Source organism: Flavobacterium sp., assembly GCF_036759525.1.
In the GTDB taxonomy this organism is placed as follows: domain Bacteria; phylum Bacteroidota; class Bacteroidia; order Flavobacteriales; family Flavobacteriaceae; genus Flavobacterium.
This window is the reverse complement of record NZ_DAIOUN010000001.1, coordinates 106,851-129,435: the sequence shown is the minus strand read 5'-3', so window position 1 is coordinate 129,435 and position 22,585 is coordinate 106,851. Positions and strand designations below refer to the sequence as shown.

General features: G+C 35.7%; 18 protein-coding genes. 7 read left to right on the top strand and 11 right to left on the bottom strand.

The features are described 5' to 3' along the window. Positions 1–110: 110 nt before the first annotated feature. Positions 111–1,514: a glycosyltransferase gene (locus V7M80_RS00550; RefSeq protein WP_442902333.1), complete on the top strand. Its 1,404-nt coding sequence runs from the start codon at positions 111–113 to the stop codon at positions 1,512–1,514. Between the two features lie 200 nt (positions 1,515–1,714). Further along, positions 1,715–3,052: a sigma-54-dependent transcriptional regulator gene (locus tag V7M80_RS00545; RefSeq protein WP_333693260.1), complete on the top strand. Its 1,338-nt coding sequence runs from the start codon at positions 1,715–1,717 to the stop codon at positions 3,050–3,052. Here the strand turns inward: V7M80_RS00545 and V7M80_RS00540 are convergent. Further along, entirely contained in the window at positions 3,041–5,455 is a 2,415-nt protein-coding gene (locus V7M80_RS00540; RefSeq protein ID WP_333693259.1) for a hybrid sensor histidine kinase/response regulator, read from the bottom strand. The two genes, V7M80_RS00545 and V7M80_RS00540, sit on opposite strands and share 12 nt — an antisense overlap. A gap of 80 nt (positions 5,456–5,535) precedes the next feature. Further along, on the bottom strand, positions 5,536–7,440 hold the full coding sequence (locus V7M80_RS00535; RefSeq protein ID WP_442902328.1) for a S9 family peptidase: 1,905 nt from the start codon (positions 7,438–7,440) through the stop codon (positions 5,536–5,538). A gap of 106 nt (positions 7,441–7,546) precedes the next feature. On the opposite strand from V7M80_RS00535, the gene V7M80_RS00530 reads away from it, so the two are divergent. Both V7M80_RS00530 and mtgA read left to right on the top strand, forming a co-directional pair. Further along, a complete protein-coding gene (locus tag V7M80_RS00530) occupies positions 7,547–8,662 on the top strand; it encodes an NAD(P)/FAD-dependent oxidoreductase (protein ID WP_333693258.1) in 1,116 nt (371 codons plus the stop codon). Positions 8,663–8,665: 3 nt separating this feature from the next. Beyond that, the gene (mtgA, locus tag V7M80_RS00525; protein ID WP_333693256.1) at positions 8,666–9,346 is read left to right on the top strand and encodes a monofunctional biosynthetic peptidoglycan transglycosylase; all 681 of its coding nucleotides are present in this window, start codon (positions 8,666–8,668) and stop codon (positions 9,344–9,346) included. Positions 9,347–9,466: 120 nt separating this feature from the next. On the opposite strand, the gene V7M80_RS00520 is transcribed toward mtgA, so the two are convergent. The 9 genes from V7M80_RS00520 to V7M80_RS00480 form a co-directional block, all read right to left on the bottom strand. Beyond that, positions 9,467–11,575 (bottom strand): prolyl oligopeptidase family serine peptidase, encoded by a 2,109-nt coding sequence (locus tag V7M80_RS00520; protein ID WP_442902327.1) that lies wholly within the window; start codon positions 11,573–11,575, stop codon positions 9,467–9,469. Positions 11,576–11,621: 46 nt separating this feature from the next. After that, a complete protein-coding gene (locus tag V7M80_RS00515; protein ID WP_333693254.1) occupies positions 11,622–11,996 on the bottom strand; it encodes a DoxX family membrane protein in 375 nt (124 codons plus the stop codon). Positions 11,997–12,118: 122 nt separating this feature from the next. Beyond that, entirely contained in the window at positions 12,119–12,673 is a 555-nt protein-coding gene (locus tag V7M80_RS00510; protein ID WP_333693253.1) for a type 1 periplasmic binding fold superfamily protein, read from the bottom strand. A gap of 12 nt (positions 12,674–12,685) precedes the next feature. Further along, entirely contained in the window at positions 12,686–15,064 is a 2,379-nt protein-coding gene (locus V7M80_RS00505) for a TonB-dependent receptor (protein WP_333693251.1), read from the bottom strand. 75 nt (positions 15,065–15,139) lie between these two features. Continuing rightward, positions 15,140–15,478: a hypothetical protein gene (locus V7M80_RS00500; protein ID WP_333693250.1), complete on the bottom strand. Its 339-nt coding sequence runs from the start codon at positions 15,476–15,478 to the stop codon at positions 15,140–15,142. Positions 15,479–15,758: 280 nt separating this feature from the next. Beyond that, positions 15,759–16,748 carry an aspartate-semialdehyde dehydrogenase gene (locus V7M80_RS00495; protein ID WP_333693249.1) on the bottom strand — a complete coding sequence of 330 codons (990 nt, stop codon included), beginning with the start codon at positions 16,746–16,748 and terminating at the stop codon, positions 15,759–15,761. Between the two features lie 139 nt (positions 16,749–16,887). After that, the gene (gene mscL, locus V7M80_RS00490; protein WP_333693248.1) at positions 16,888–17,295 is read right to left on the bottom strand and encodes a large conductance mechanosensitive channel protein MscL; all 408 of its coding nucleotides are present in this window, start codon (positions 17,293–17,295) and stop codon (positions 16,888–16,890) included. 65 nt (positions 17,296–17,360) lie between these two features. After that, positions 17,361–19,799, bottom strand: coding sequence for a bifunctional UDP-N-acetylmuramoyl-tripeptide:D-alanyl-D-alanine ligase/alanine racemase (locus tag V7M80_RS00485; RefSeq protein WP_333693247.1), 2,439 nt, complete (start codon positions 19,797–19,799; stop codon positions 17,361–17,363). Between the two features lie 6 nt (positions 19,800–19,805). Continuing rightward, positions 19,806–20,426: a thymidine kinase gene (locus tag V7M80_RS00480; RefSeq protein ID WP_333693246.1), complete on the bottom strand. Its 621-nt coding sequence runs from the start codon at positions 20,424–20,426 to the stop codon at positions 19,806–19,808. Positions 20,427–20,529: 103 nt separating this feature from the next. On the opposite strand from V7M80_RS00480, the gene V7M80_RS00475 reads away from it, so the two are divergent. The 3 genes from V7M80_RS00475 to V7M80_RS00465 are packed head-to-tail and all read left to right on the top strand — an operon-like array spanning position 20,530 to position 22,574. Next, positions 20,530–21,429 (top strand): hypothetical protein, encoded by a 900-nt coding sequence (locus V7M80_RS00475; RefSeq protein ID WP_333693244.1) that lies wholly within the window; start codon positions 20,530–20,532, stop codon positions 21,427–21,429. Between the two features lie 28 nt (positions 21,430–21,457). Next, the gene (rsmI, locus tag V7M80_RS00470; RefSeq protein ID WP_333693242.1) at positions 21,458–22,150 is read left to right on the top strand and encodes a 16S rRNA (cytidine(1402)-2'-O)-methyltransferase; all 693 of its coding nucleotides are present in this window, start codon (positions 21,458–21,460) and stop codon (positions 22,148–22,150) included. Further along, complete coding sequence (locus V7M80_RS00465) at positions 22,143–22,574, top strand: OsmC family protein (protein ID WP_333693241.1); 432 nt, start codon at positions 22,143–22,145, stop codon at positions 22,572–22,574. The genes rsmI and V7M80_RS00465 overlap by 8 nt, the downstream gene beginning before the upstream one ends. Positions 22,575–22,585: the final 11 nt, after the last annotated feature.

Genomic DNA, 22,585 nt, shown 5'->3' with positions numbered 1-22,585 from the left:
TTATAACTATGGAAAGCCGAAATCGATATCCAAATGAATCATCTACTACAAAACAAAACGAACAGGAACAAAGCTTATTTAGTTTTGTTGTTCCGATTTATACTAAATCAATGCATCGGATTATGGCACAAAAAGGTACGGAGATTAAAGATTTCATTCAAAGAAAAAGAAGGTTTTCCAATGTGTCAAAATATAGACTTATCAATGGGGTTGTGCTTGCCGGAACTTTCTTCATACTGGCTGGATCTGCTTTGGGTGCTTATCATTTGCAACCCCATTTTGAACAATTTAATATAGATAGAATGGGAACTGTTTTTGGGATGTTCTTTCTAATTCTGTCACTGGTTTTGTTATTTTATAAACTAGGTTTTTCTCTTTATCAGGTTTATTTGTATTTAAGGTATAAACCTATTCAATCGGTTTCTGATGAAGAATTACCCACATGTACAATAATTGTACCGGCTTACAATGAGGGGAAACTGGTATGGGAAACCCTTAAGAGCATTGCAAATAGTGATTATCCTCAGGAAAAATTACAGCTATTAGCCATTGACGATGGCAGTAAAGATGATACATGGTATTGGATTCAGCAGGCAAAAAATGAATTGGGTGACCGATTGACAATTTTCAAACAACCCGAAAATAAAGGGAAACGTCATGCTCTTTACAAAGGATTTACTATAGGAACCGGAGATGTTTTTGTTACAATAGACAGTGATTCTATCGTTAAGAAAGATACCCTGCGAAACTTGGTTAGTCCGTTTGTAACTCAAGAAAATTGTGGTGCTGTGGCCGGAAATGTAAGAGTTCTAAACAATCAAAAAGCCATGTTGCCTAAAATGTTGAATGTGAGTTTTGTAATGAGTTTTGAATTTGTTCGATCGGCAGAAAGTATGTTAGGTTCTGTTTTGTGTACTCCTGGAGCTCTAGCAGCATATAAAAGAGAAGCGGTATTTAATTGTTTGGAAGAATGGATTAATCAAACTTTTATGGGGCAACCCTCTGATATAGGTGAAGACAGAGCCATGACAAATATGATCTTGAAACAAGGTTATGAAGTCTTATTTCAAAGAAATGCCCATGTGTTGACCAACGTACCGGAACAGTATAAAGGACTTTATAAAATGTTTATTCGTTGGGGAAGAAGTAATGTGCGTGAAAACATTATGATGGCAAAATATGTGTTTACAAATTTTAGAACGGAATCTAAATTTGGTGCTAGGCTCTTATTTTTTAATCAATCATTAAATATAGTAATGACCTATCCATTTCTGATATTCATGCTGTTTTTTATTATTACTCACCCGGTTTTATTTTTAAGTTCAACACTGGCTAGTATATTCGTTCTTTCATCATTCCCGATGTTGTTTTATGCTAAAAGATATAATTTTTCTGAGTCGGTTTGGGCATATACTTATAGTGTATTGTATACGTTTGGGCTTTTTTGGATAACGCCGTATGCCATTGCCACAGCAGGCAAAAGGGGTTGGTTAACCCGTGAAATACCGGCCTAATCAATCCTTATAATTTCAGATTAATGAAAGTATCAGTTCCTAATAAATGAATAAAAATTGGTTAAGTTAAGTGGGCAGCCAAATACCCCAAGATTTGGCTGAATAAAAAGAGGTTTTTAAAACCTCTTTTTTTATTTAGTTATTTTTTAAGAGAATTTTCATCGGAATGCCTTATTTTAGCTATATCCAAAGCTAAATACATGAAGACTATTTTATTGATTGAAGACGATATTGCTTTTTCAAAAATGGTGAGCAACTTTCTTTCTAAAAATGGATACCTTGTTGAAGCAGCCTATACTGCACAGGAGTCCAAAAATCGTTTTAAAAATTCAGATTTTGATTTGGTTTTGTGTGATTTACGTTTGCCGGATAGTGATGGTATTGACCTGATGATTGATTTAAAATCAACTAAAAATGAGGTTCCGGTAGTTTTGATGACGGGCTATGCCGATGTAAATACTGCTGTCAAGGCCATGAAAAAAGGAGCGGCAGATTATATTTCCAAACCGTTTGTTCCCGAAGAAGTTTTATTGGTTCTTTCTAACGCGTTACTTTCTCCTAAAGCTCAAAAAAAGCCTGAAAATAGTCAAAAGAATAAAATAGAAAGTTCTGTTTCTAGTGATTTTGTTCAAGGGATCAGCCCCGTATCTAAAGCGATGAACAAGCACATTGAATTGGTAAGTCCAACTAATTTATCGGTATTAATTATTGGTGAAAGCGGAACCGGGAAAGAGGTTGTGGCCAAAGAAATCCACAATCTGAGTCATCGAAATAAGGCTCCATTTATAGCGGTTGATTGTGGAGCTATTCCCAAAGAATTAGCGACCAGCGAGTTTTTTGGTCATTTAAAAGGTTCTTTTACAGGTGCGGTAACAGATAAAATGGGGCATTTTGAAGCCGCAAATGGGGGTACTTTGTTTTTGGATGAAGTGGGTAATCTAACCTATGAAAATCAAATACAACTATTAAGAGCTTTACAAGAACGCAAAGTAAAACGAATAGGAAGCAGTAAAGAAGTAGAAGTAGATATTCGAGTAATTGCAGCCACAAATGAAGATTTAAAAGAAGCGGTGAAAGCGGGAAATTTCCGTGAAGATTTATACCATCGATTGAATGAATTTTCCATTGAAGTTCCCAGTTTAAATGAGAGAAAACAAGATTTGCTGATGTATGCCGAATATTTTTTGGAAAAAGCCAACGAACAATTACATAAAAAGGTTTTAGGATTTTCACCCGAAACACTTCGAATTTTTCAAAACTATTCTTGGCCCGGAAATCTAAGAGAATTGCAAAATATTATCCGAAGAGCGGTATTGTTAACCCCTGGAGATCTAGTCGAAAAAGAGGTTATTCCTTCTGAGTTTTTTGAAGTAGAAAACCAATCTTCATCTGCATTTTCAAAATCACAAAACGAAAAGGAAATGATAGTTAAAGCTCTTCAAATATGTAACGGAAATAAATCAGAGGCTGCAAAAATGTTGGAAATTAACCGTAAAACACTTTACAATAAACTTAAGCTTTATCACTTAGAGGATTAATTCTTTTTCTAATGTATCAATTAATTTTGTAAGTTTATTTCGAACCTCATTAAACAACTTTTGAAGGGCAGAGTTTGAGACATTTGATGTTTTACAAGTTTCCATTTCTTGCAAAAGCCGAACAATGTGTGAAGCTCCAACTTGATGAGTCATTGGTATCATTCGATGTGAAATAGATTCTACCAAAGAATAATTTTTCTCTTCAATTGCTTTTTCTATTTGAATCAAACTGGAGCGTGTGTTTTCTATATACGAATTTAAAACATCTCGAATAGCCTCTTGATCATTATCCAACATTGTTTTTAAAGCACTTAGATTGTACGCTTCAATGGTGTTTTCTTCCTTTTTTAAAATTTGCTTTTGATTTATTTCAATTGGAGTGTGAAGTACTTGATTTAAAACAGAAATCAACTCTTCAGAGGTATATGGCTTGTAAAGTAGACTGGCAAAACCTTTGTTTCTATAATATTCTTTTTCCCATTGACGTTGCCCCGTTATTGCAATTACCGGAATCGAACTCGGTATTTGTTCTAACAACTCAAATCCGCTCATTTCTGGCATTTGAATATCCGTGAAAACAACATCTACACTTGATGTGTGTAGTGCCTCCAAAAGTTCTTTGGGATGGTTAAAAGAAAGAACATTGAATTGATGTAGTTTTAAAAATGTAGTTGTAAGTTGGAGTAATGAACTGTCATCATCCACAACAGCTAGAGTGTAATTATGATTTTGTTTTGAGTTTTGTAATAGTGTATTTTCTATTTCTTTACTTTTTGCGGGAAGTATCATTTGAAATGTACTTCCTTGACCCAATTCGCTTTCAACAGTTAAGTTGCCGCCCAACATTTCAGTAAGTTTTTTGCAAATGGTTAGACCTAATCCGGTTCCGCCATATTTTTTTTCTATGCTGGAATTGGCTTGAGTAAATTCATTAAAAATCAAATGTAATTGATCTTTTTTTATTCCAATTCCGCTATCTTGAACACTTAAATACAGTTGGTTTTGATTGTATTTTGCCGTGATTTTTATGAATCCGTTCTCCGTAAATTTATAGGCATTTCCTATCAAGTTACTCATGATTTGTCGAATGCGTAAGGCATCACTCTCTATCAAAAGGTTTTCAATGGCATCTAACTCGAATTGTAAGGAAATCGTTTTATTGTGATAAAGAGATTGAATGCTTAGGGCAACTTCTTCAATGAGTTGGTGTAAATTAAAAACAGATATTTCCGGCTTAATTTTTCCGGCTTCAATTTTGGAAAAATCCAACAAATCGTTGACCAATTGATTGATATAAACCGAAGCACTTTGAATATTAGAAATATAGTAGTTTTGTTTTTCTGAGATATTTCCGGATTTAACAAGTTCACTAAATCCTTGAATGGTATTGAGTGGAGTTCTCAAATCATGACTCACCGTTGCAATAAGTTGCTCTCTAGCGGTTAATAGGGTTTCTGTTTTCTTTTTTTCTATTTCTAATTGTTTTCTGTAGCGTTGATTTTTAAGAAAATCATTGGTAATCAAAAGGAAAAACAATCCGGTCATTAGGAGTCCAATTACCGCTGCCGAGGTTAAAATAGAAACGGTCTTTTGTTGGGCTTCTTCTCTGGAAAGATTATTTAAATTGGCTTTTTTGATGATATCAGATTCAAATTCAACCAAAATTTCGTTTAGTTTTTGTGAAATAAACAAATCATTACGCAGTAATTCAATTTCTTTATTTTTTTGCGAAGTCGTTTTTACCTGATTATTGGTGCGAACATTTTCGAGTATTTTTTTGGATGATACCAAAATAGAATCTATTTCTTTATCCGATAATGTACTCGCTGATTCTTTGGGTACGTTTTCATTCAGATAATCAACATATTCCTGATATACTTTTTTTTCGTATGCAGAAAGTTGGTTTGGATCAATATTTAATCCTTCTAAGGTAATTTTACCCATTGATTCTTCCATTCTTCTAATATCGGTAACTGCTTTTTCAATAGAACTGTAATCGTTTTGGGATGTGTTCATTTTTTTTAGTGCAGTTATGTTTGCTACTTTTTGTTCTAAAATGATTTTTAAACTATCTAATTGTTCTATCTGTTTGGCATTGTCAATTTTTTGTTCAAAAGAATCGATGGCTTTTATGAGTTTTTGATTTTCTTGGTAATAGAGTCTGAAATCATTTTCTTTATTGTTTTGGGCTGCAATTCGACCTAAATTATCAACATCATAAATTTTAGAAATTAAAGAGCTGAGATGGATTAGTTTTTGGTTTTCAACAACAGATTCATTTTCATAAGCTGTAAAAAGTTTATTTTCTTTAAAAAGCAAAAAACCTACTGCTATTACCAGTGTAGCAAGCAGTAAGTAACTTAGGAGCACTTTGAGTGGAATAAAGCTTGATTTTTGTGCCATTCTCAAAGATAAAAAGAACAAAAGGTTTTGTTTACCTAGGAAGTGTTAAAAAAAATTCCCGATTGCCATCGGGAATTAAATTATAAGGTTTCTTTTAACCAAGAAAAGAATTCGCGTTGCCAAACTATAGCATTTTGCGGTTGAAGAACCCAGTGATTTTCTTCCGGAAAATAGATAAATCTACTTTTGATACCTTGCAATTGAGCCGCTTGAAAGGCTTCTTGTCCTTGACCAATGGGCACACGAAAATCTTTTCCACCTTGAATGATTAAGATAGGCGTATCCCATTGGGTTACATTTTTAATGGGATTAAATTGCGAATAGGTTTTTTGAGCCAAAGTATTGGTTTTATCCCAATACGGTCCGCCCAAATCCCAGTCGGTAAAAAACACCTCTTCGGTTGTCCCATACATGCTTTCTAGATTGAAAACTCCACAATGCGAGATAAACGATTTAAAACGTTTGTTATGTATTCCGGCTAAATAAAAAACGGAATAACCACCATAACTTGCACCTACAGCTCCCAAACGTGATTGGTCTATATAACTTTCCTTAGCCACATCGTCAATGGCAGAAAGGTAATCATCCATCACTTGTCCGCCCCAGTCTTTGCTGATTTGTTCGTTCCATTCAACCCCATGACCCGGCATTCCTCGACGGTTTGGAGCCACTACTACATAACCCTGAGAAGCCATCAAACTGAAATTCCATCGAAAGGAGTAAAATTGTGATAGAGCTCCTTGAGGTCCTCCTTGACAATACAATAATGCAGGGTATTTTTTTGAGGCATCAAAATTGGGAGGAAGAATAACCCAAACCAACATTTTTTTTCCATCGGTTGTAGTTACATATCTTTTTTCAAATTTGGGTAAAGCTAGTTTTTTATAGATTTCATCATTTACTTTGGTGATTTGTAACCACGTTTTTTTCTTAAAATCATAGGAATAAATTTCTTTTGCATGGTTCATGTCGGTTCTACCCACAATAATTTTATCACCTGAAAATCCCACAATATCCGTGACATCAAAATCACCCGATGTAATTTGACGCACCGTAATAGCTATTCGAGTTAATCCCGGAAAGTTTACTTCAAACAATTGTTTGGTACCATCAACCGGAGCTAAGAAATAGACTTTTTTCCCATCGGCACTCCAAGTGAAACTGTCCACTGTTCCGTCCCAATTGGCGGTTAAGTTCATATCCATTCCTTTAAAACGAACAATTATGTCGTTCTTGTCGGCCTCAAAACCATCGCGTTTCATTTGCAGCCAAGACAATTCGCCATTAGGTGAAATGGTGGGATGCGTGTCGTAACCTAAATTGTTTTCGGTTAGATTGGTAGTGGTTTGGGTTTCTAAGTTGTACTCGTATAAATCGGTATTGGTAGAAACGGCATATGCAGTACCTGATTTCTTTTTGCATACATAAATAATACTCTTCCCATCTTTTGACCAAACGTAATCTTCGTCGCCACCAAATGGTTTTTGAGGAGAATCAAACGGTTCGTCTTTCATGATGTCAAAAAAGGAGTTTTCTTTACCTATTTCTGAAAAACAAACGTGGTTGTGTTTGCCTTCATTCCAGCTGTCCCAGTGGCGGTAATTTAGTCCGTTATAAACTTGAACATCCGACTTGTTAAGTTCGGGGTAAATGTCTTTTCCGTTTATCTTTTCCATTTTCACTTCTTTGTGAGAAAGGAGAAATTTTCCGTCAGGAGAAATATTTTTATCGTTTAAAAGCTCTTTGGTTTCGGTAATTTCTGAAGCAACGCCGCCATTAATTGGAATGCTGTAGAATTTGGAATTGGATTTATTTTCTTCTACAGAAGGTGTAGCAACTTTGTAAATGATATTTTTTCCATCTTTGGAAATGCCTAAAGGCGAAACTCTGCCCAATTTCCATAGAGTTTCCGGAGTTAACACTTGTTGAGCGGTTGAGGTTGTTAATCCCATAAAACAACTTAAAATTAAAATTAGATTTTTCATTTTTAAAAAAATTAAAGGCTAAAAGTAACGATTTTATAGCTACTTTTGAACTTATTTGCCAACTACTTTTTAAAAATAGGATACATTTACATCAAAAAAATTGAAGATGCAACTTAGTTTTTGGGAACTTAAAAATTGGTTTACAAATGTAGATTTCACTATTGTAGGTAGTGGAATCGTTGGGTTACATTGTGCTCTTGAATTGCGTGAAAAATTTCCTTTAGCCAAAATTTTAGTACTCGAAAAAGGAGTGCTTCCTCAAGGAGCCAGTACTAAAAATGCCGGATTTGCTTGTTTTGGTTCAGTTTCCGAAATTTTGGATGATTTGAATTCGCATTCAGAAGAAGAGGTTGTTCAATTGGTTCAAAAAAGATGGAGTGGATTGCAGTTGCTCCGTAAACGTATTGGAGATAAAGCTTTAGACTTAAAACCTTTTGGCGGATATGAGTTGTTTTTAAAAGAAGACGAATCAACATATGAAACCTGTTTGCAAAAGCTTCCGTTTATTAATGAAATGTTGAAGCCGTTGTTTAAAAATGACGTTTTTTCAAAAGAAATAGACCGATTTGCATTTCAGGGCATCCAAGAATATGTACTTTTTAATCCCTATGAAGCACAAATCGATACCGGAAATTTGATGCAAGAGCTTCTGAGAATGGCTTCAAATCAAAATATATTAATTCTAAATCAACAAACGGTAACATCCCATAGTGATAAAAATAATGCAGTTGAGGTTGTATTGGACAATTTTTCTTTTTCAACTCAAAAATTGTTTTTTGCTACTAACGGATTTGCCAACGAACTCACTAATGGCGAGGTGAAACCGGCCAGAGCCCAAGTTTTAATTACCAAACCCATACCTGATTTAGATATGAAAGGAACATTTCATTTGGATAAAGGGTATTATTATTTTCGAAATTTTGAAAATAGAATTTTATTAGGTGGAGGCCGAAATCTAGATTTTGAAGGCGAAACGACTACAGAGTTAGCTCAAACAGAAATCATTCAAAATAAGTTGGAGCAATTGCTAAAAGAAGTAATTTTGCCCAAGCATACTTTTGAAATAGAACACCGGTGGAGCGGTATAATGGGAGTAGGAATCCATAAAAAACCCCTTGTGAAAAGGCTGAGTGAAAATGTGTATTGTGGTGTACGATTAGGAGGGATGGGAGTTGCAATTGGGAGTTTAATTGGCAAAGAATTGGCAGATTTAATCGATTAATTTATGATAAGAAAAATATTTCGTTTCCTTTGGAAAGCGATGTTGTGGTTTTTTGGAATTTCAATTTTTTTAGTGATTCTCTTCAAATTTGTTCCGGTTCCATTTACTCCTTTGATGGCAATTCGAGCTATTGAGCAGAAAAGTGCCGGAAAAGAAATGACTTGTAGTCATGACTGGGTACCACTCGAAGAAATTTCAATTAATCTTCAAAAAGCAGTCATAGCCAGTGAGGATGGCAATTTTTTAACTCATAATGGTTTTGATTTTAAAGCCATTGAAAAAGCCATGGAAGCCAATAAAAAAGGGAAAAAATTACGAGGGGGAAGTACGATTTCACAACAAACCGCCAAAAATGTTTTTCTATGGCAAGGTCGTAGCTACCTACGAAAAGGATTGGAAGCCTATTTTACGGTTTTGATAGAGCTTATTTGGGGTAAAGAACGTATTATGGAGGTTTATTTGAACAGTATTGAAATGGGCGACGGCGTTTATGGTGCTCAAGAAGCTTCTCGGGTTTGGTATCGAAAAGATGCAATTCATTTAACGCCTCGTGAAGCAGCCGGTATTGCGGCAATTTTACCCAACCCTCGAAAATTCAAAGCTACCAATTCTTCTAATTATATCAATCGAAGAAAAAATCATATTGTAAGACAAATGAGTTATTTGGGTAAAATAGAATATTAAATATTTTAACGGACTTTAAAATTATAGATTATCGTATTAGCGGTTTTACAAAAAAGATAACCACTAATTCACAACATACTATCTGTGAATCAGTGGTTTTTTATTTTTATAAAGTTACTTTTAGATTTTTATAATCCCCATATTAAATAAGGTAAACGCTTGAATGTCGGCGTTTTCTTCAATGGTTTTTGATATAGGTTTTCCGGCTCCGTGCCCTGCATTTACATCTATACGAATCAATACTGGATTTTCACCGGCTTGTTTGTCTTGCAATTCTGCAGCAAATTTAAAACTATGTGCCGGAACAACGCGGTCATCATGATCGGCTGTAGTTACTAAAGTAGCAGGATACTGAACCCCTTTTTTTACATTATGTACCGGAGAATAGTTTTTTAAATATTCAAACATTTCTTTACTGTCATTGGCTGTTCCGTAATCGTAAGCCCATCCGGCACCGGCTGTAAAAGTATGGTATCTTAGCATATCCAATACCCCAACTGCAGGAAGTGCAACTTTGGCCAAATCGGGTCTTTGAGTCATAACAGCTCCTACCAGTAAACCTCCATTTGAACCTCCTCTAATGGCTAAATAATCTGAAGAAGTGTATTTTTCTGTAATTAAATATTCTCCTGCAGCGATAAAGTCGTCAAAAACATTTTGTTTTTTCATTTGAATTCCGGCATCATGCCATTTTTTCCCATATTCGCCACCACCCCTTAGATTTACTACAGCATAGATTCCGCCGTTTTCCATCCATACGGCATTGGGAATGCTAAAACTGGGAGTTAAACTAATGTTGAATCCACCATAACCATATAAAAGGGTTGGGTTTTTTCCGTCCAATTTGATGCCTTTTTTGTACGTTATTATCATAGGAACTTTTGTTCCGTCTTTTGATGTGAAAAAGACCTGTTTACTTTCGTAAGCTTTAGAATCGAAGTCAACTTTTGGTTTTTGGTACTCTTTTGAAGTGCCGGTTTTGGGGTCAAAAGAATAGATTGTTCCGGGGGTTACATAATTTGAAAAAGAAAAGTACAATTCTTTTTCTGTTTTTTTTCCGCCAAAACCTCCGGCAGAACCTACACCGGGTAATTGAATTTCACGAATTAGTTTGCCATTATAATCGTATTGTTTTACCTGAGAGATAGCATCTTTCATATAATGTGCAAATACATATCCCCCTCCAATAGATGGGGTTAAAACATAATCGCTTTGCGGAATAAAATCTTTCCAGTTTTCAGGTTTAGGATTTTTGGCATCTACGGTTACTATTTTTTGGTTTGGTGCATTTAGATTGGTAACGATGTACAATTTTGAACCCAAATTATCAATGATGTAATTGTTGCTGTTGAAATTGTCAACAATAACTTCCAATGAACTATTCGGATTTTTTAAATCTTTAATGTAAAGTTCATTACCGGTAGTAGAATTGGCTGCCGTAATAACTAAGTAGTTTTGATCTTCTGTAACTGCACCGCTCACGTAACGTCTTTTTTGATTTTGACCAAAAATCACCTTATCTTCTTTTTGAGAAGTCCCTAATTTGTGATAATACAATTTGTGTTGGTCTGTTTTAGCCGATAATTCGCTGCCTTCGGGTTTTTCGTAACTGGAATAGAAGAAACCGTCATTGCCCAACCATGCTATTTCACTAAATTTTATGTTGAGTAAAGGTTGTTCTATGGGTTTTCCCGACTCGGCATCCAGAATTTCAATTTTGTTCCAATCGCTACCGGCGTCAGACACGGCATAAGCAACACGAGAGCCGTCTTTTGAAAACTCGAGCTTGGTTAACGAGGAAGTGCCATCGTTTGCAAAAGTATTTGGATCTAGAAAAATTTGCTCTTTTCCATTGGCGTCTCTTCGGTACAATACCGATTGATTTTGAAGTCCGTTATTTTTAAAAAAATAAACAAACTTTCCTTCTTTAAAAGGAGCCGAGATTCTTTCGTAATTCCATAATTGTTCCATTCTTTTTTTGATTTGATCACGAAATGGAATGGCATTTAGAAAATTAAAAGTAACCTCGTTTTGGGCTTTTACCCATTTCCCGGTTTCTTCAGAACGATCATCTTCCAACCATCGGTAAGGGTCAGAAACGGGGACATCAAAATAGGTGTCAGTAACTTTTTCTTTTTTCGTTTCGGGATAAATTACAGACGGAATTTTATTTTGGGCATTTAATCCAACAATTGCAAAAAGGGCAATAGACATAGGAAATGTTTTCATTTGATTGCGTTTTATCACACAAAAATACGTGTTCAAATGTTACGAATTAGTTAAATAGAGGTTTGTATTTTGGCCAGAGTTTGTATACTAAAATAGCATTTAAAATAATAATTAATAAAGCACCACTAATACCGGGGATATCCAAAAATAAATGAAACAATAAGATGTTGAAAGAAATTGGAGCTAGTAAAATAAGTGCAAAAGCTACCCATTTATTAGCTATTAGTAAAAGGCCAATTGTAACTTCAAGAATACCAACAACTTGTAAGACATAGCCGGTTTCGCCCAGTGAGGTAATAAATTTGGCAGCTGCTTCAGGCAAATCGGGGGCAGGTATAAATTGGATAAACTTGTTCAATCCGAATAAAATCAGAATTAATCCTAAAATAATGCGTACGAGAAGGGTAAATCTTGAATTCATAAAATTTAGTTTTAGTTAGTGTAACTAAAGTACTAATAATTATTCAATAATTTACAGGAATGCTAATAAAAAAACCAAACCTATGTTACTAAGTTTGGTTTTTTGACATAAAAACAAGGTTTTTATTGAATTATTATCGGAAAGGTAACTTCGATATCTGTTGATCCACCGGCATTTGTAATGTCTCCGGATGCCACACCAGAAGCATTTTTATTTAATAAGTGTCTAAGAGTTACGGTTAAATTTCCGGTACCCAGATTGGCACCTGTTACAAATGTAAAAGTTAATCCCAGCGGTCTGCCATTGGAATCTAAATCGGTGTAAGTAAAATTCCCTAAGTTATTTGAAACACGGTAAAACACTTGGTGTTCAACGTCTTTCTCGGCAATTTCTAATGTTACATCTTCAGCCGGATTTTCCGATTCATTTAAAAAGACTACAGAACCTATATAAGTGGTTGAAGGAGCAAAATTACCACTTACGTTAATCACCGGTGGATTGGGACCATCGCCATCCAAATCACGTGAAGTTAAAGTTATCGTTTGACCCCCACCAACAAATGTAACAGTGGCTGTGGTAATTAATTCTTCTTCAATTACAGGTGCATCATCGTTGCTGCAAGAGTTAAAAGTTAGTAAAGCGGTTAAGGCAAAAGCCATGAATTTTAAATTTTTCATTTTTCTGATTTTTTAATAATTAAATTTTAATTGCAATTGAAAGTTTCTACCCATTTCGTCAACAAAAAAGCGTTGCCGGTTGAGGTAGTCTCGATAAGATGTGTTTCCTAAATTTTGAACAGAAAATGCCAATATAGTATTCACTTTTTTAAACGTTTTGAATTTGATTTCCGTGTACAAATGAAAGAGTTGATAGCCTCTTGGTGGGGTACTCACATCAACGGTAACCGGAACAAAGTTGCCCTCAACTATAATGTCGGTGTTAAAATTATAATTGGGAAAACGATTTTGACGAAACACCATTTCAGATTGGAGTTGAACCATGAAAGCATTCCATTTTGGGATTTTATACTCAATCAAGTGGGTTAGGGTTAAAGGAGGCATATCTATCAAAGCTTCTTTGTTGGTCAAATTTTCTCCATGAACATAAGCCAATGAAAATTGATATTTCCATTTATCCGATAGGTTCCAATTTGAGTTAAAATCGATACCACTCAATACAGCATTTGTTTGTTGAAACTCCCAAACCGGAAACGCACCTCGAATTGTGGTTTCAAAGCCCACGGGTCGTAAGAAAATAAAATCTTTTATACGATGAATGAAAGGGCTAATATCTATTGCAAATCCATTCCATCGTTGAGTTAAAGAGCTCGTGAGTTTAACAGATTCTTCTTTTTTTAATCTCAAGTCACCCAATTCAATCTGACCACTTGAATGATGTAAACCGTCAGAAAAAAATTCGGAAGGATTGGGATTTCTATTGGAAAAACTCACGTTATTAAACCATTTCCAACCCGATTGAAACTCTTTTTTTACCCCTAAGCTTGCCGAAATATTATGAAATGTAAAACGAGGTTTCGTTAGCCATTGATCTGAAGTTTCTCCTTCAATAATATGACTAAAATCGGTATCATAACCTCTCTCGCTCCATCTGGATTTCAGATAATATTTGGTTGCTTCCAAAGTAGAGAAATCATATCGAATCCCGCCTTCCAAAAGCAAATCTTCTTTCATTTGATACGTTCCAATGGAATAAAGTCCCGCATCAAAACGTACATAGGTAGGAATTAATGGCCTTATTCCGGTTTTGGGATTGGCAAAATTATTTTGAAACAATCCGCTTACTCCCGTTTGCCAGGTTAGTTGATTCCATTCTTTTTTATAATCAGAATGAATCGAATGTGTTGTCAATTCTAAATCTAAAGAGGCTTTAGATGAATCGGCACCCAATCTCAAATCAAACTCTTCTCTGTTATTGTGTTGAAGAGCATAAAATGTAGAGATGGAACTGTTTTCGCTTAATTTCTGAAAATAGTTGAGTTTAACCAAATGATGTTGGAGGGTTTGCTTTGGATTTTGAATAGAATAGGTAAAGTTTGAACGTTCGTAGGGTGATTGGTTGTTAATCGAGTTGTACAAATCGGTTACATTTCCAATATGAGAAGCACTCAAAATACCCAAAACAGCACGATATGAACTGTAAAAAGCAGATACTTCATAGTTTTCTTGCACATAGGATAATGTTCCCGAAAAGTTAAATTCTCGATTTCCCGAATTGGATAAAACATAGTCCGGAGCTTCACGATCTCCCATATAGGTTAAGGTTCCTTGCACATTCCATTGCCAACCCTGAGAGTTGCCTTTGTAAAGACTTGTACTTAAAGTTCCGCCTCTTCCATTGGATGAACCGGTGAAGAGCGTTTTCCCATATACGGTGTCTTTTCGTATTTGAGCCGATTCTATAACGACCATTCCCCCTACGGCATCACCACTGTATTGCAATCCGGAAGCTCCTTTGATTACCGAAATTTTTGAAGCGGCATTCAAATCAAAATTCGGAGCATGTTCTGCACCCCATTGCTGATCTTCCAATCGAACTTGATTGGAAAAGATGGGAACGCGACTGCTGTGCAACCCGTTAATAACGGGTTTTACAATGCTTGTTCCGGTTTTTAATACAGAAACTCCGGTAACTTCTTTTAAGGCTTCGCCTAAAGTTTTAGAGCTGTACCTTTCTATCTGGTTTTTAGAAATAGTTTGCTCTACAATACTTTGGCTTACTTTGGTGTTTTTTTGCTTAACCGTTACTTCTTCTAGAGGGGTTTCAATAGGTTTAAGTTGGATGAATACTTTTAGATCCTCATTAAAATCCAATAAAGTATCACAGGTTTTATAGCCCAAATAGGTAATATAAACCCGTGTTTGCCCTTTGGGTAAATTCTTAATTTCGAATTCTCCAATAGGATTGGTTACCGTGATGGCATACTTTGTATGGACATGACTTCCTGTAAGAGGTTGCTTTTTTTCATTGGTTACAGTTCCGGATAATGTAAATTGCCCGTAACCCGAAAAAGCAATCATCTGTAAAAGAATAAAGATGAGGTATCGCATTTTTCTGTTCTAAAATAACAAACACATTGAGTCATTTCTTAGTAAAAGAATGACTTTTTTTTGTATCCAAAAATTTTAAACAGTTGTTGGTGGACCGCGATGTGAGAAAAGAGAACCCGAAAAACGAGAAACCCAGTCTTGTTTTACTACAAAATAGGGAATGGGTTTTACGGGAAAATCCAATCGATATGTGAGTACCTCGGGTTGAATATAATACCAAAAATGAAAATCACAGATAGAACATGCGTCTTCTGAATGTTGATGCGAAAAATCATGATGGGATTGATGACAAACCTCGGGTATTTCCAAATAATCAGCTACCAAATGCCTGTAGGTATGCAATGACTGAAACAGTATTGTGAACAATACTGCCGACATTAAATACAGGTTTAGTTGAGCTAATTTCTTTTTCATTGGTTGCAAAGGTAGGGAAAAAGCAATTTACTTAATATTTTTTTAGAAGACTTTAGGAAGTGGGGTTTCAAATTTTGTTTTGTGTTCTACTCATTTATTTTCCGCCAAGTCAGGAGACATTTGCGGAACGTTTCATTAGGGATTTTACAAGAACATTTTTCGGAGCGGAATTTTTAAGGTTTTTCAAATCATAAATTTCAATAAAAACAACAAAATTCTTCCCAAAACTATAACAAAAAAAGCCCCTAAAAAAGGGGCTTCTAACTATTATAATTTTATTTTAAACTAAATTATGCTCCACCAAATACTCCGCAATTTGCACCGTATTGGTTGCGGCACCTTTGCGTAGATTATCCGCTACAATCCACATATTTAAGGTGTTGGGCTGGCTTTCGTCACGGCGAATTCTACCCACAAAAACATCGTCTTTGCCTTGAGCATAAATAGGCATAGGGTAGGTTTTGGTGTCTAAATTATCTTGAACGGTCACGCCCGGAGTGTTATGTAAAATCGAACGCACTTCATTTACCTCAAAATCATTCGAAAACTCCACATTCACGGCTTCACTGTGTCCGCCAACCACCGGAATTCGGATGGCAGTTGCGGTCACGGCTATTGATTTATCACCCATAATTTTTTGGGTTTCGCGAACCAATTTCATTTCTTCTTTGGTGTAGCCGTTGTCTTCAAACACATCACATTGCGGAATGGCGTTTCGGTGAATGGGATACGGATACGCCATTTCACCTTTCACTCCGGCATATTCATTTTCCAATTGTTGCACCGCTTTTACACCTGTTCCGGTAATGGATTGATAGGTAGAAACAATTACGCGTTTTACGTTGTATTTTTTATGCAACGGATTCAAAACCATTACCATTTGAATGGTTGAACAGTTGGGATTGGCAATAATTTTATCGGCTTTGGTTAATTCGGAAGCATTGATTTCCGGAACTACTAATTTTTTTGTAGGATCCATTCGCCAAGCAGAAGAATTATCGATAACGGTAGTGCCGGCTTCCGCAAATTTGGGTGCCCAAGCTAAGGAAGTTTCACCTCCGGCTGAAAATAAAGCAATATCCGGACGCATTTCAACGGCCGTTTGCAATCCAACTACTTTATATTTTGTTTCTTTGAATTCGATTTCTTTTCCAACCGACTTTTCCGAAGCCACGGGAATTAACTCTGTAATCGGAAAATTTCTTTCGGCTAAAACCTGTAGCATAACTTCGCCAACCATTCCGGTAGCACCAACAACTGCAACTCTCATGTGTGAATTTTTAGATTTAAAGTACAAAAGTAAAGAATAGTCGGTTGAAAAAAATCAGTTTCACAAAATTTTGATTTTTTGTAAAAAAAGACCCCGAACAAGTCGGGGTTTGGTTAGAATATATAGTATAGCGGAACTTCTATTTTTTCAATAAATCTCTGATTTCAGCCAATAATTCTTCCTGAGTTGGCCCTGCCGGAGCTGCCGGAGCTTCTTCTTTTGGTTTTCTCATTTTGTTGTACCCTTTAATGATAATAAACATCACAAAACCAACAATGACCAAGTTTACTAAGGTATTTACCCAAGCTCCCCATCTAATGGCTACTTCCGGAACGGCAGCAACCCCTTCGGATGCTTCAACAGCATCTTGTAAAACAACTTTCATTTCTGAAAAATCAACGCCTCCGGTAAGCATTCCTACAACAGGCATTACAATATCGTTTACAAATCCGTTTACTACTGCTCCCACGGCTCCAGCCATGATTACAGCTACGGCAAATTCAATAACATTGCCGGTCATGATAAAATTCTTAAATTCTTTAAGCATATTCTAAAGTTTTAATGTTTTTGTTGTAACGAAGTTAGTTAAAATTTTAACAAAAAACTAAAAAATTATTCTCGGTAGAAAATTCTTTTTACTCTTTGAGAAATTCCGGTTAAGATTTCGTAAGGGATAGTTTGTAATTCAGATGCCATTAAAGTTGCCGATGGATTTTCACCCAAAACAATTACTTCATTACCTTCGGTACAAGCAATTGACGTTACATCTACCATCAACATGTCCATACAGATACTGCCAACAATGGTAGCTTTTTGGTTGTTTATCAAAACAAAACCCAAACCGTTCCCCCAGCTTCTTCGAATTCCATCGGCATAACCAATAGGAATAGTAGCAATTCGGGTTTCTTTTTCGGCAACAAATCGTCTTCCGTAACCCACACTTTCTCCAGCTTGTATCGTTCTGATTTGAGAAATAACCGATTTTAGCGTTCCCACATTTTCTAAAAATTTTTGCTCCTGCGGATCGTTTGAAATGCCATACAAACCTATACCCAAACGAACCATGTCTAATTGAGCTTGTGGGTAATTGGATATTCCCGAAGTGTTCAGAATATGCCGAATCGGACTAATTTCTAATGCCGAACTTATATAGGTAGAAATGCGTTTGAATTTTTCTATTTGTTCCAATGCAAATTTATTATGCGACAAATCATCACTCGTAGCCATATGCGACAAAATGCTTTTCACTTGAACGGTTTTGCAGTTTTTTAGAATCGAAATCAATTCTTCCAAGTGAATTTCATCAAAACCCAATCGATGCATTCCGGTATCAATTTTTAGGTGAATGGGAAAATGCTTCAAATGTTTTTGTTTGGCCAATTTTAAAAAGGCATTTAATCCTTTTAGGCTGTAAATTTCCGGTTCTAATTGGTGTTGTATTAATGCTTCAAAACTGGTAGTCTCGGGATTTAATACCATTATAGGTAGTGATATCCCATTGCTTTTTAATGCAATTCCTTCATCGGCAAAAGCCACTCCCAAGTAGTCAACTTTGTGATATTCTAAAAGTTTAGCAATCTCTAAACCTCCATTTCCATAACTAAAAGCTTTCACCATTACCATCATTTTGGTATGCGGATTTAATTTGGCTTTATAGAAGTTTAAATTGTGCGATAGGGCATTGAGGTTGATTTCTAAAACCGTTTCATGTGTTTTTTCCTCTAAAAGTGAAACAATTTCTTCAAAATGAAAACTTCGGGCTCCTTTTATTAGGATGGTTTCGTTTTCAAAATTTAATTGTTCAAAGTGCGTTAAAAAATCGGCTTGTGATTGAAAGGTAGTACCGTTTAAAAACTTGTTTTTATAGTTAGAAATCACTTCTCCTACACCAATAACTCGAGTGATCTTATTTGATATAATCATTTGGGATACGCGAGAATAGAGTTCGTCATTTTCTAAACCACTCTGAAATATATCGGAAAGAATTAAAGTTTTTTTGGAATGCTGCTTTTGGTTTTCTAAAAAGTCCAGAGCAATTTTTAGCGATTGAAAATCCGAACTGTAGCTGTCATCAATCAAGGTCGTATTATTAATTCCTTTTTTTACTTTCAACCGCATTTCTATGGGATACAATAGAGCAAGTCTTTTTTGGATGGTGTCTAAATCATATTGAAAATAGAACAAAACCATCATGCAGTGGATTACATTTTCTATTGAAGCTTCATCAGAAAACGGGATATTGATTTTAAAACAGGTTTTTTTGTAGGTTACATTCAAACTGGTTTTATTGGAATACGTTTTGTGATGCACCATAACATCGGCAGTTGGGTCGCTAGAACTCCAAGAAAAGGTTTTAATGTCTGGGTTTAGGAAAGCTTCAATGGATTTATTTTTATTAAAAATTAAAACCTCAACATGGGAAAACAGCTTGACTTTTTCTTTGATTTTTTGTCCTAAATTTTCAAAGCCTTCGTCGTGAGCCGAACCAATATTGGTTAAAATTCCAATAGTAGGTTTTATGATTGTTTCTAGTTTTTGCATTTCGTTTACGGTTGAAATACCGGCTTCAAAAATGCCCAGATTGTGTTGCTCATTAATTCCTATAACCGATAGGGGTACACCCACTTGTGAGTTGTAACTTTTGGGACTTCGGATAATGTTGTAATCCGGACTCAATAAAAAGTTGAGCCATTCTTTTACAATGGTTTTTCCGTTACTTCCGGTAATCCCAATGATAGGAAAATCAAACTTTTGGCGGTAAAAAGAGGCAAATTTTTGAAGAGCTTCCAAGGTGTTTTCAACTTTGAGAAAATTAACATCTTCTGAATGTGAAATATCTTGAGAAACTACAAAATTGCGAACGCCTTTTGAAATGAGTTCTAAAATATAATCGTGTCCGTTGTTATTGGGACCAATCAAACAGAAAAAAAGAGTCTCATCGTTGTTTTGAAAGGAACGACTGTCTATGGATACATTGGATATCACATAGTTTTTAGGGCTTTCCAAATTAGCACCTAGAGGTAAAATAATATCGTTTATAACGAGACTCACACGTGATTATTTTGAAGCGTTTTCGGGTTCATTGGAAGACAGGTCACTTTGTTCACGCATGGCATGATAATAGGCAGCACGGCTCAAGGGTTCGTATTCTTCAGTTTCTCCCAACATTACCAATTTGTCATTGGCTGTTTTTCTAAAACTGTAATTGGCCAAATTGCCCGTTCGGGTACACACCGCATGTACTTTGGTTACATATTCTGCAGTAGCCATTAAAGCAGGCATGGGGCCAAAGGGGTTTCCTTTAAAATCCATATCCAATCCGGCTACTATTACGCGAATTCCGGAATTGGCCAAATCGTTACAAATCGCAACAATTTCATCGTCAAAAAACTGGGCTTCATCTATTCCCACAACATCACATCCTTGAGCTAGAATTCGAATATTGGCTGCTGCCGGAACCGGAGTAGAGCGAATCTCATTGGCATCGTGCGACACTACCATTTCGTCATGGTAACGCGTATCTATAGCGGGTTTAAAAATCTCCACTTTTTGCTTGGCAAATTGAGCTCTTTTAAGTCTACGAATCAATTCTTCGGTCTTTCCGGAGAACATCGATCCACAGATGACTTCAATCCAACCAAACTGTTCTTTTGCATTTACGGTATTTTCAAGAAACATTTTGTACTTTTCTAGCGGTGAACAACATATTTTTATGTTATTTTGTAACTGTAACAAATTTATAAAAATACAAACGCTATATTCAATAATAATGTCAAAAGTTATGAAGAAAAAGTTAGAAGCCGATTTAATCAGTATTGCACACAGAATTTTAAAATTAAAAGGCAAGGAAGATGTAGTTCAACTTCATATGGAAGCCCAGAAATTATATGAAAAATTAGCGATTCTTCGTTTTTATGAGGAAAATATTGCCTTGCAAGAAGAAATTCCGGTTGCTGTTTTAGAGGAAAAGCTGGAAGATAAAGCACCTCTTTCTGTAGAGACCAAACCTTTAGATTCTCCTGTATTGCAAAATGAGAAAATAGAAGAGCATGCAGAAGAAGTCATTCTTGAAGCCGCAACGGTTGAGAATACAGAAGAAGAAGCAACTGTAGAAATTGAAGAAGCTCTCGCACCTACGGAAGAGGAAGAGGCTCATTTTAATCCTTTATTTGAATTAACAACAGAAGAAGAAACTCCAGCCGAGCCCGAGAAACCTCAAACGGCTGCTTTAGAACAAAAACAAATTTCTTTTGACGATTTGCTGGGCCTTGATTACAAAGAACCCGATTTTGTAAAAGTAAATGAAGTTCCCGAAACAGTTGAAAAAGTAACCGAGATTACCTTCGAAAAAATAGAAGAGGTTCACACACCGGATCTTAAGTCTGAAATTAAAACCGAGACTATTACGGTTAAAACGGAACACAAAGTAACCTCTCTAAACGATACTTTAATCAAAGGAATTAATATTGGATTAAATGATAGAATAGCTTTTGTGAAACATTTGTTTGACGGAAGTAATGAAGATTACAATCGGGTGATTTCTCAAATTAATACCTATGATTCTTTTGATGAGGCCCAAAATTTTATTGATGACATGGTTAAACCCGACTACCATAATTGGGAAGGGAAAGACGAATATGCTACACGATTTTTGAGTTTAATTGAAAAGAAGTTTAACTAAGCTTTTTTACTATACCTAAACCAAATTCATGAGTAAACTTTACATTGTTCCAACGCCTATCGGAAATCTGGAAGATATGACCTTTAGAGCTATCAAAGTGCTCAAAGAGGTTGATTGTATTCTTGCCGAAGATACCAGAAACAGCGGAAAATTGTTAAAGCATTTTGAGATTTCTACTCCAATGCAAAGTCATCATATGCATAACGAACACAAAACCGTAGAAGGAATAATCAAACGTTTACAAGCTGGAGAAACCATTGCTTTAATTTCAGATGCCGGAACACCGGCTATTTCCGATCCCGGATTTTTGCTCACAAGAGCCTGTATAGAAAAGAGCATAGATGTTGAGTGTTTGCCTGGAGCTACTGCTTTTGTTCCTGCCTTGGTGAATAGTGGTTTTCCCAATGATAAATTTGTATTTGAAGGATTTTTACCCGACAAAAAAGGAAGACAAACCCGTTTTTTGGCTTTGTCTGAAGAGACCCGAACACTCATTTTTTATGTTTCACCTCATAAATTAAATAAAACTTTGGCCGAGTTTGTTCAGTATTTTGGTCCGGAAAGGGGGGTTTCAGTATCTAGAGAATTGTCGAAATTGCATGAAGAAACCATACGAGGCACAGCTACAGAAGTTTTAAAACATTTTGAAACAAAACCCGCCAAAGGCGAAATTGTAGTTGTGGTTGCCGGGAAATCTAATAAACAAATACCTCATGAGTGAACAGATAGTTAAAACCTTTTGGAGAGGCTCTATGCAATTTGAATCGTCTAATCCTAGCGGTGAGACCCTTTGGATAAATGCCGGACCTGAAAATGGTGGAGAAGGTAATGGTTTGCGACCTAAAGCTTTAATGCTTTCAGCTCTGGCCGGATGTTCCGGGTTGGATGTAGCTTCACTAATTCAAAAAATGAAACTAGAAATTTCTGATTTTCATATAGATGCTAAAGCAAACTTAACCGATGAACACCCCAAAATTTATGATGCGGTACAATTAGAATACCATTTTTATGGTTCCAATTTAGACGAGGCAAAATTAAAAAAGGCCGTAGATTTATCGGTTGAAAAATATTGCGGAGTCATGGAAATGTTTCGTAAATTCGCTACTGTAGATGTGAAATTGTTTTTTCACACTGTTTCAATATAAGCCATTAAAAT

Excerpts from the sequence above, each read along its gene's own strand:
- V7M80_RS00550 (WP_442902333.1), top strand. The coding sequence starts at position 111 with ATGCATCGGATTATGGCACAAAAAGGTACGGAGATTAAAGATTTCATT.
- V7M80_RS00545 (WP_333693260.1), top strand. The coding sequence starts at position 1,715 with ATGAAGACTATTTTATTGATTGAAGACGATATTGCTTTTTCAAAAATG.
- V7M80_RS00540 (WP_333693259.1), bottom strand. The coding sequence starts at position 5,455 with ATGGCACAAAAATCAAGCTTTATTCCACTCAAAGTGCTCCTAAGTTAC.
- V7M80_RS00535 (WP_442902328.1), bottom strand. The coding sequence starts at position 7,440 with ATGAAAAATCTAATTTTAATTTTAAGTTGTTTTATGGGATTAACAACC.
- V7M80_RS00530 (WP_333693258.1), top strand. The coding sequence starts at position 7,547 with ATGCAACTTAGTTTTTGGGAACTTAAAAATTGGTTTACAAATGTAGAT.
- mtgA (WP_333693256.1), top strand. The coding sequence starts at position 8,666 with ATGATAAGAAAAATATTTCGTTTCCTTTGGAAAGCGATGTTGTGGTTT.
- V7M80_RS00520 (WP_442902327.1), bottom strand. The coding sequence starts at position 11,575 with ATGAAAACATTTCCTATGTCTATTGCCCTTTTTGCAATTGTTGGATTA.
- V7M80_RS00515 (WP_333693254.1), bottom strand. The coding sequence starts at position 11,996 with ATGAATTCAAGATTTACCCTTCTCGTACGCATTATTTTAGGATTAATT.
- V7M80_RS00510 (WP_333693253.1), bottom strand. The coding sequence starts at position 12,673 with ATGAAAAATTTAAAATTCATGGCTTTTGCCTTAACCGCTTTACTAACT.
- V7M80_RS00505 (WP_333693251.1), bottom strand. The coding sequence starts at position 15,064 with ATGCGATACCTCATCTTTATTCTTTTACAGATGATTGCTTTTTCGGGT.
- V7M80_RS00500 (WP_333693250.1), bottom strand. The coding sequence starts at position 15,478 with ATGAAAAAGAAATTAGCTCAACTAAACCTGTATTTAATGTCGGCAGTA.
- V7M80_RS00495 (WP_333693249.1), bottom strand. The coding sequence starts at position 16,748 with ATGAGAGTTGCAGTTGTTGGTGCTACCGGAATGGTTGGCGAAGTTATG.
- mscL (WP_333693248.1), bottom strand. The coding sequence starts at position 17,295 with ATGCTTAAAGAATTTAAGAATTTTATCATGACCGGCAATGTTATTGAA.
- V7M80_RS00480 (WP_333693246.1), bottom strand. The coding sequence starts at position 20,426 with ATGTTTCTTGAAAATACCGTAAATGCAAAAGAACAGTTTGGTTGGATT.
- V7M80_RS00475 (WP_333693244.1), top strand. The coding sequence starts at position 20,530 with ATGAAGAAAAAGTTAGAAGCCGATTTAATCAGTATTGCACACAGAATT.
- rsmI (WP_333693242.1), top strand. The coding sequence starts at position 21,458 with ATGAGTAAACTTTACATTGTTCCAACGCCTATCGGAAATCTGGAAGAT.
- V7M80_RS00465 (WP_333693241.1), top strand. The coding sequence starts at position 22,143 with ATGAGTGAACAGATAGTTAAAACCTTTTGGAGAGGCTCTATGCAATTT.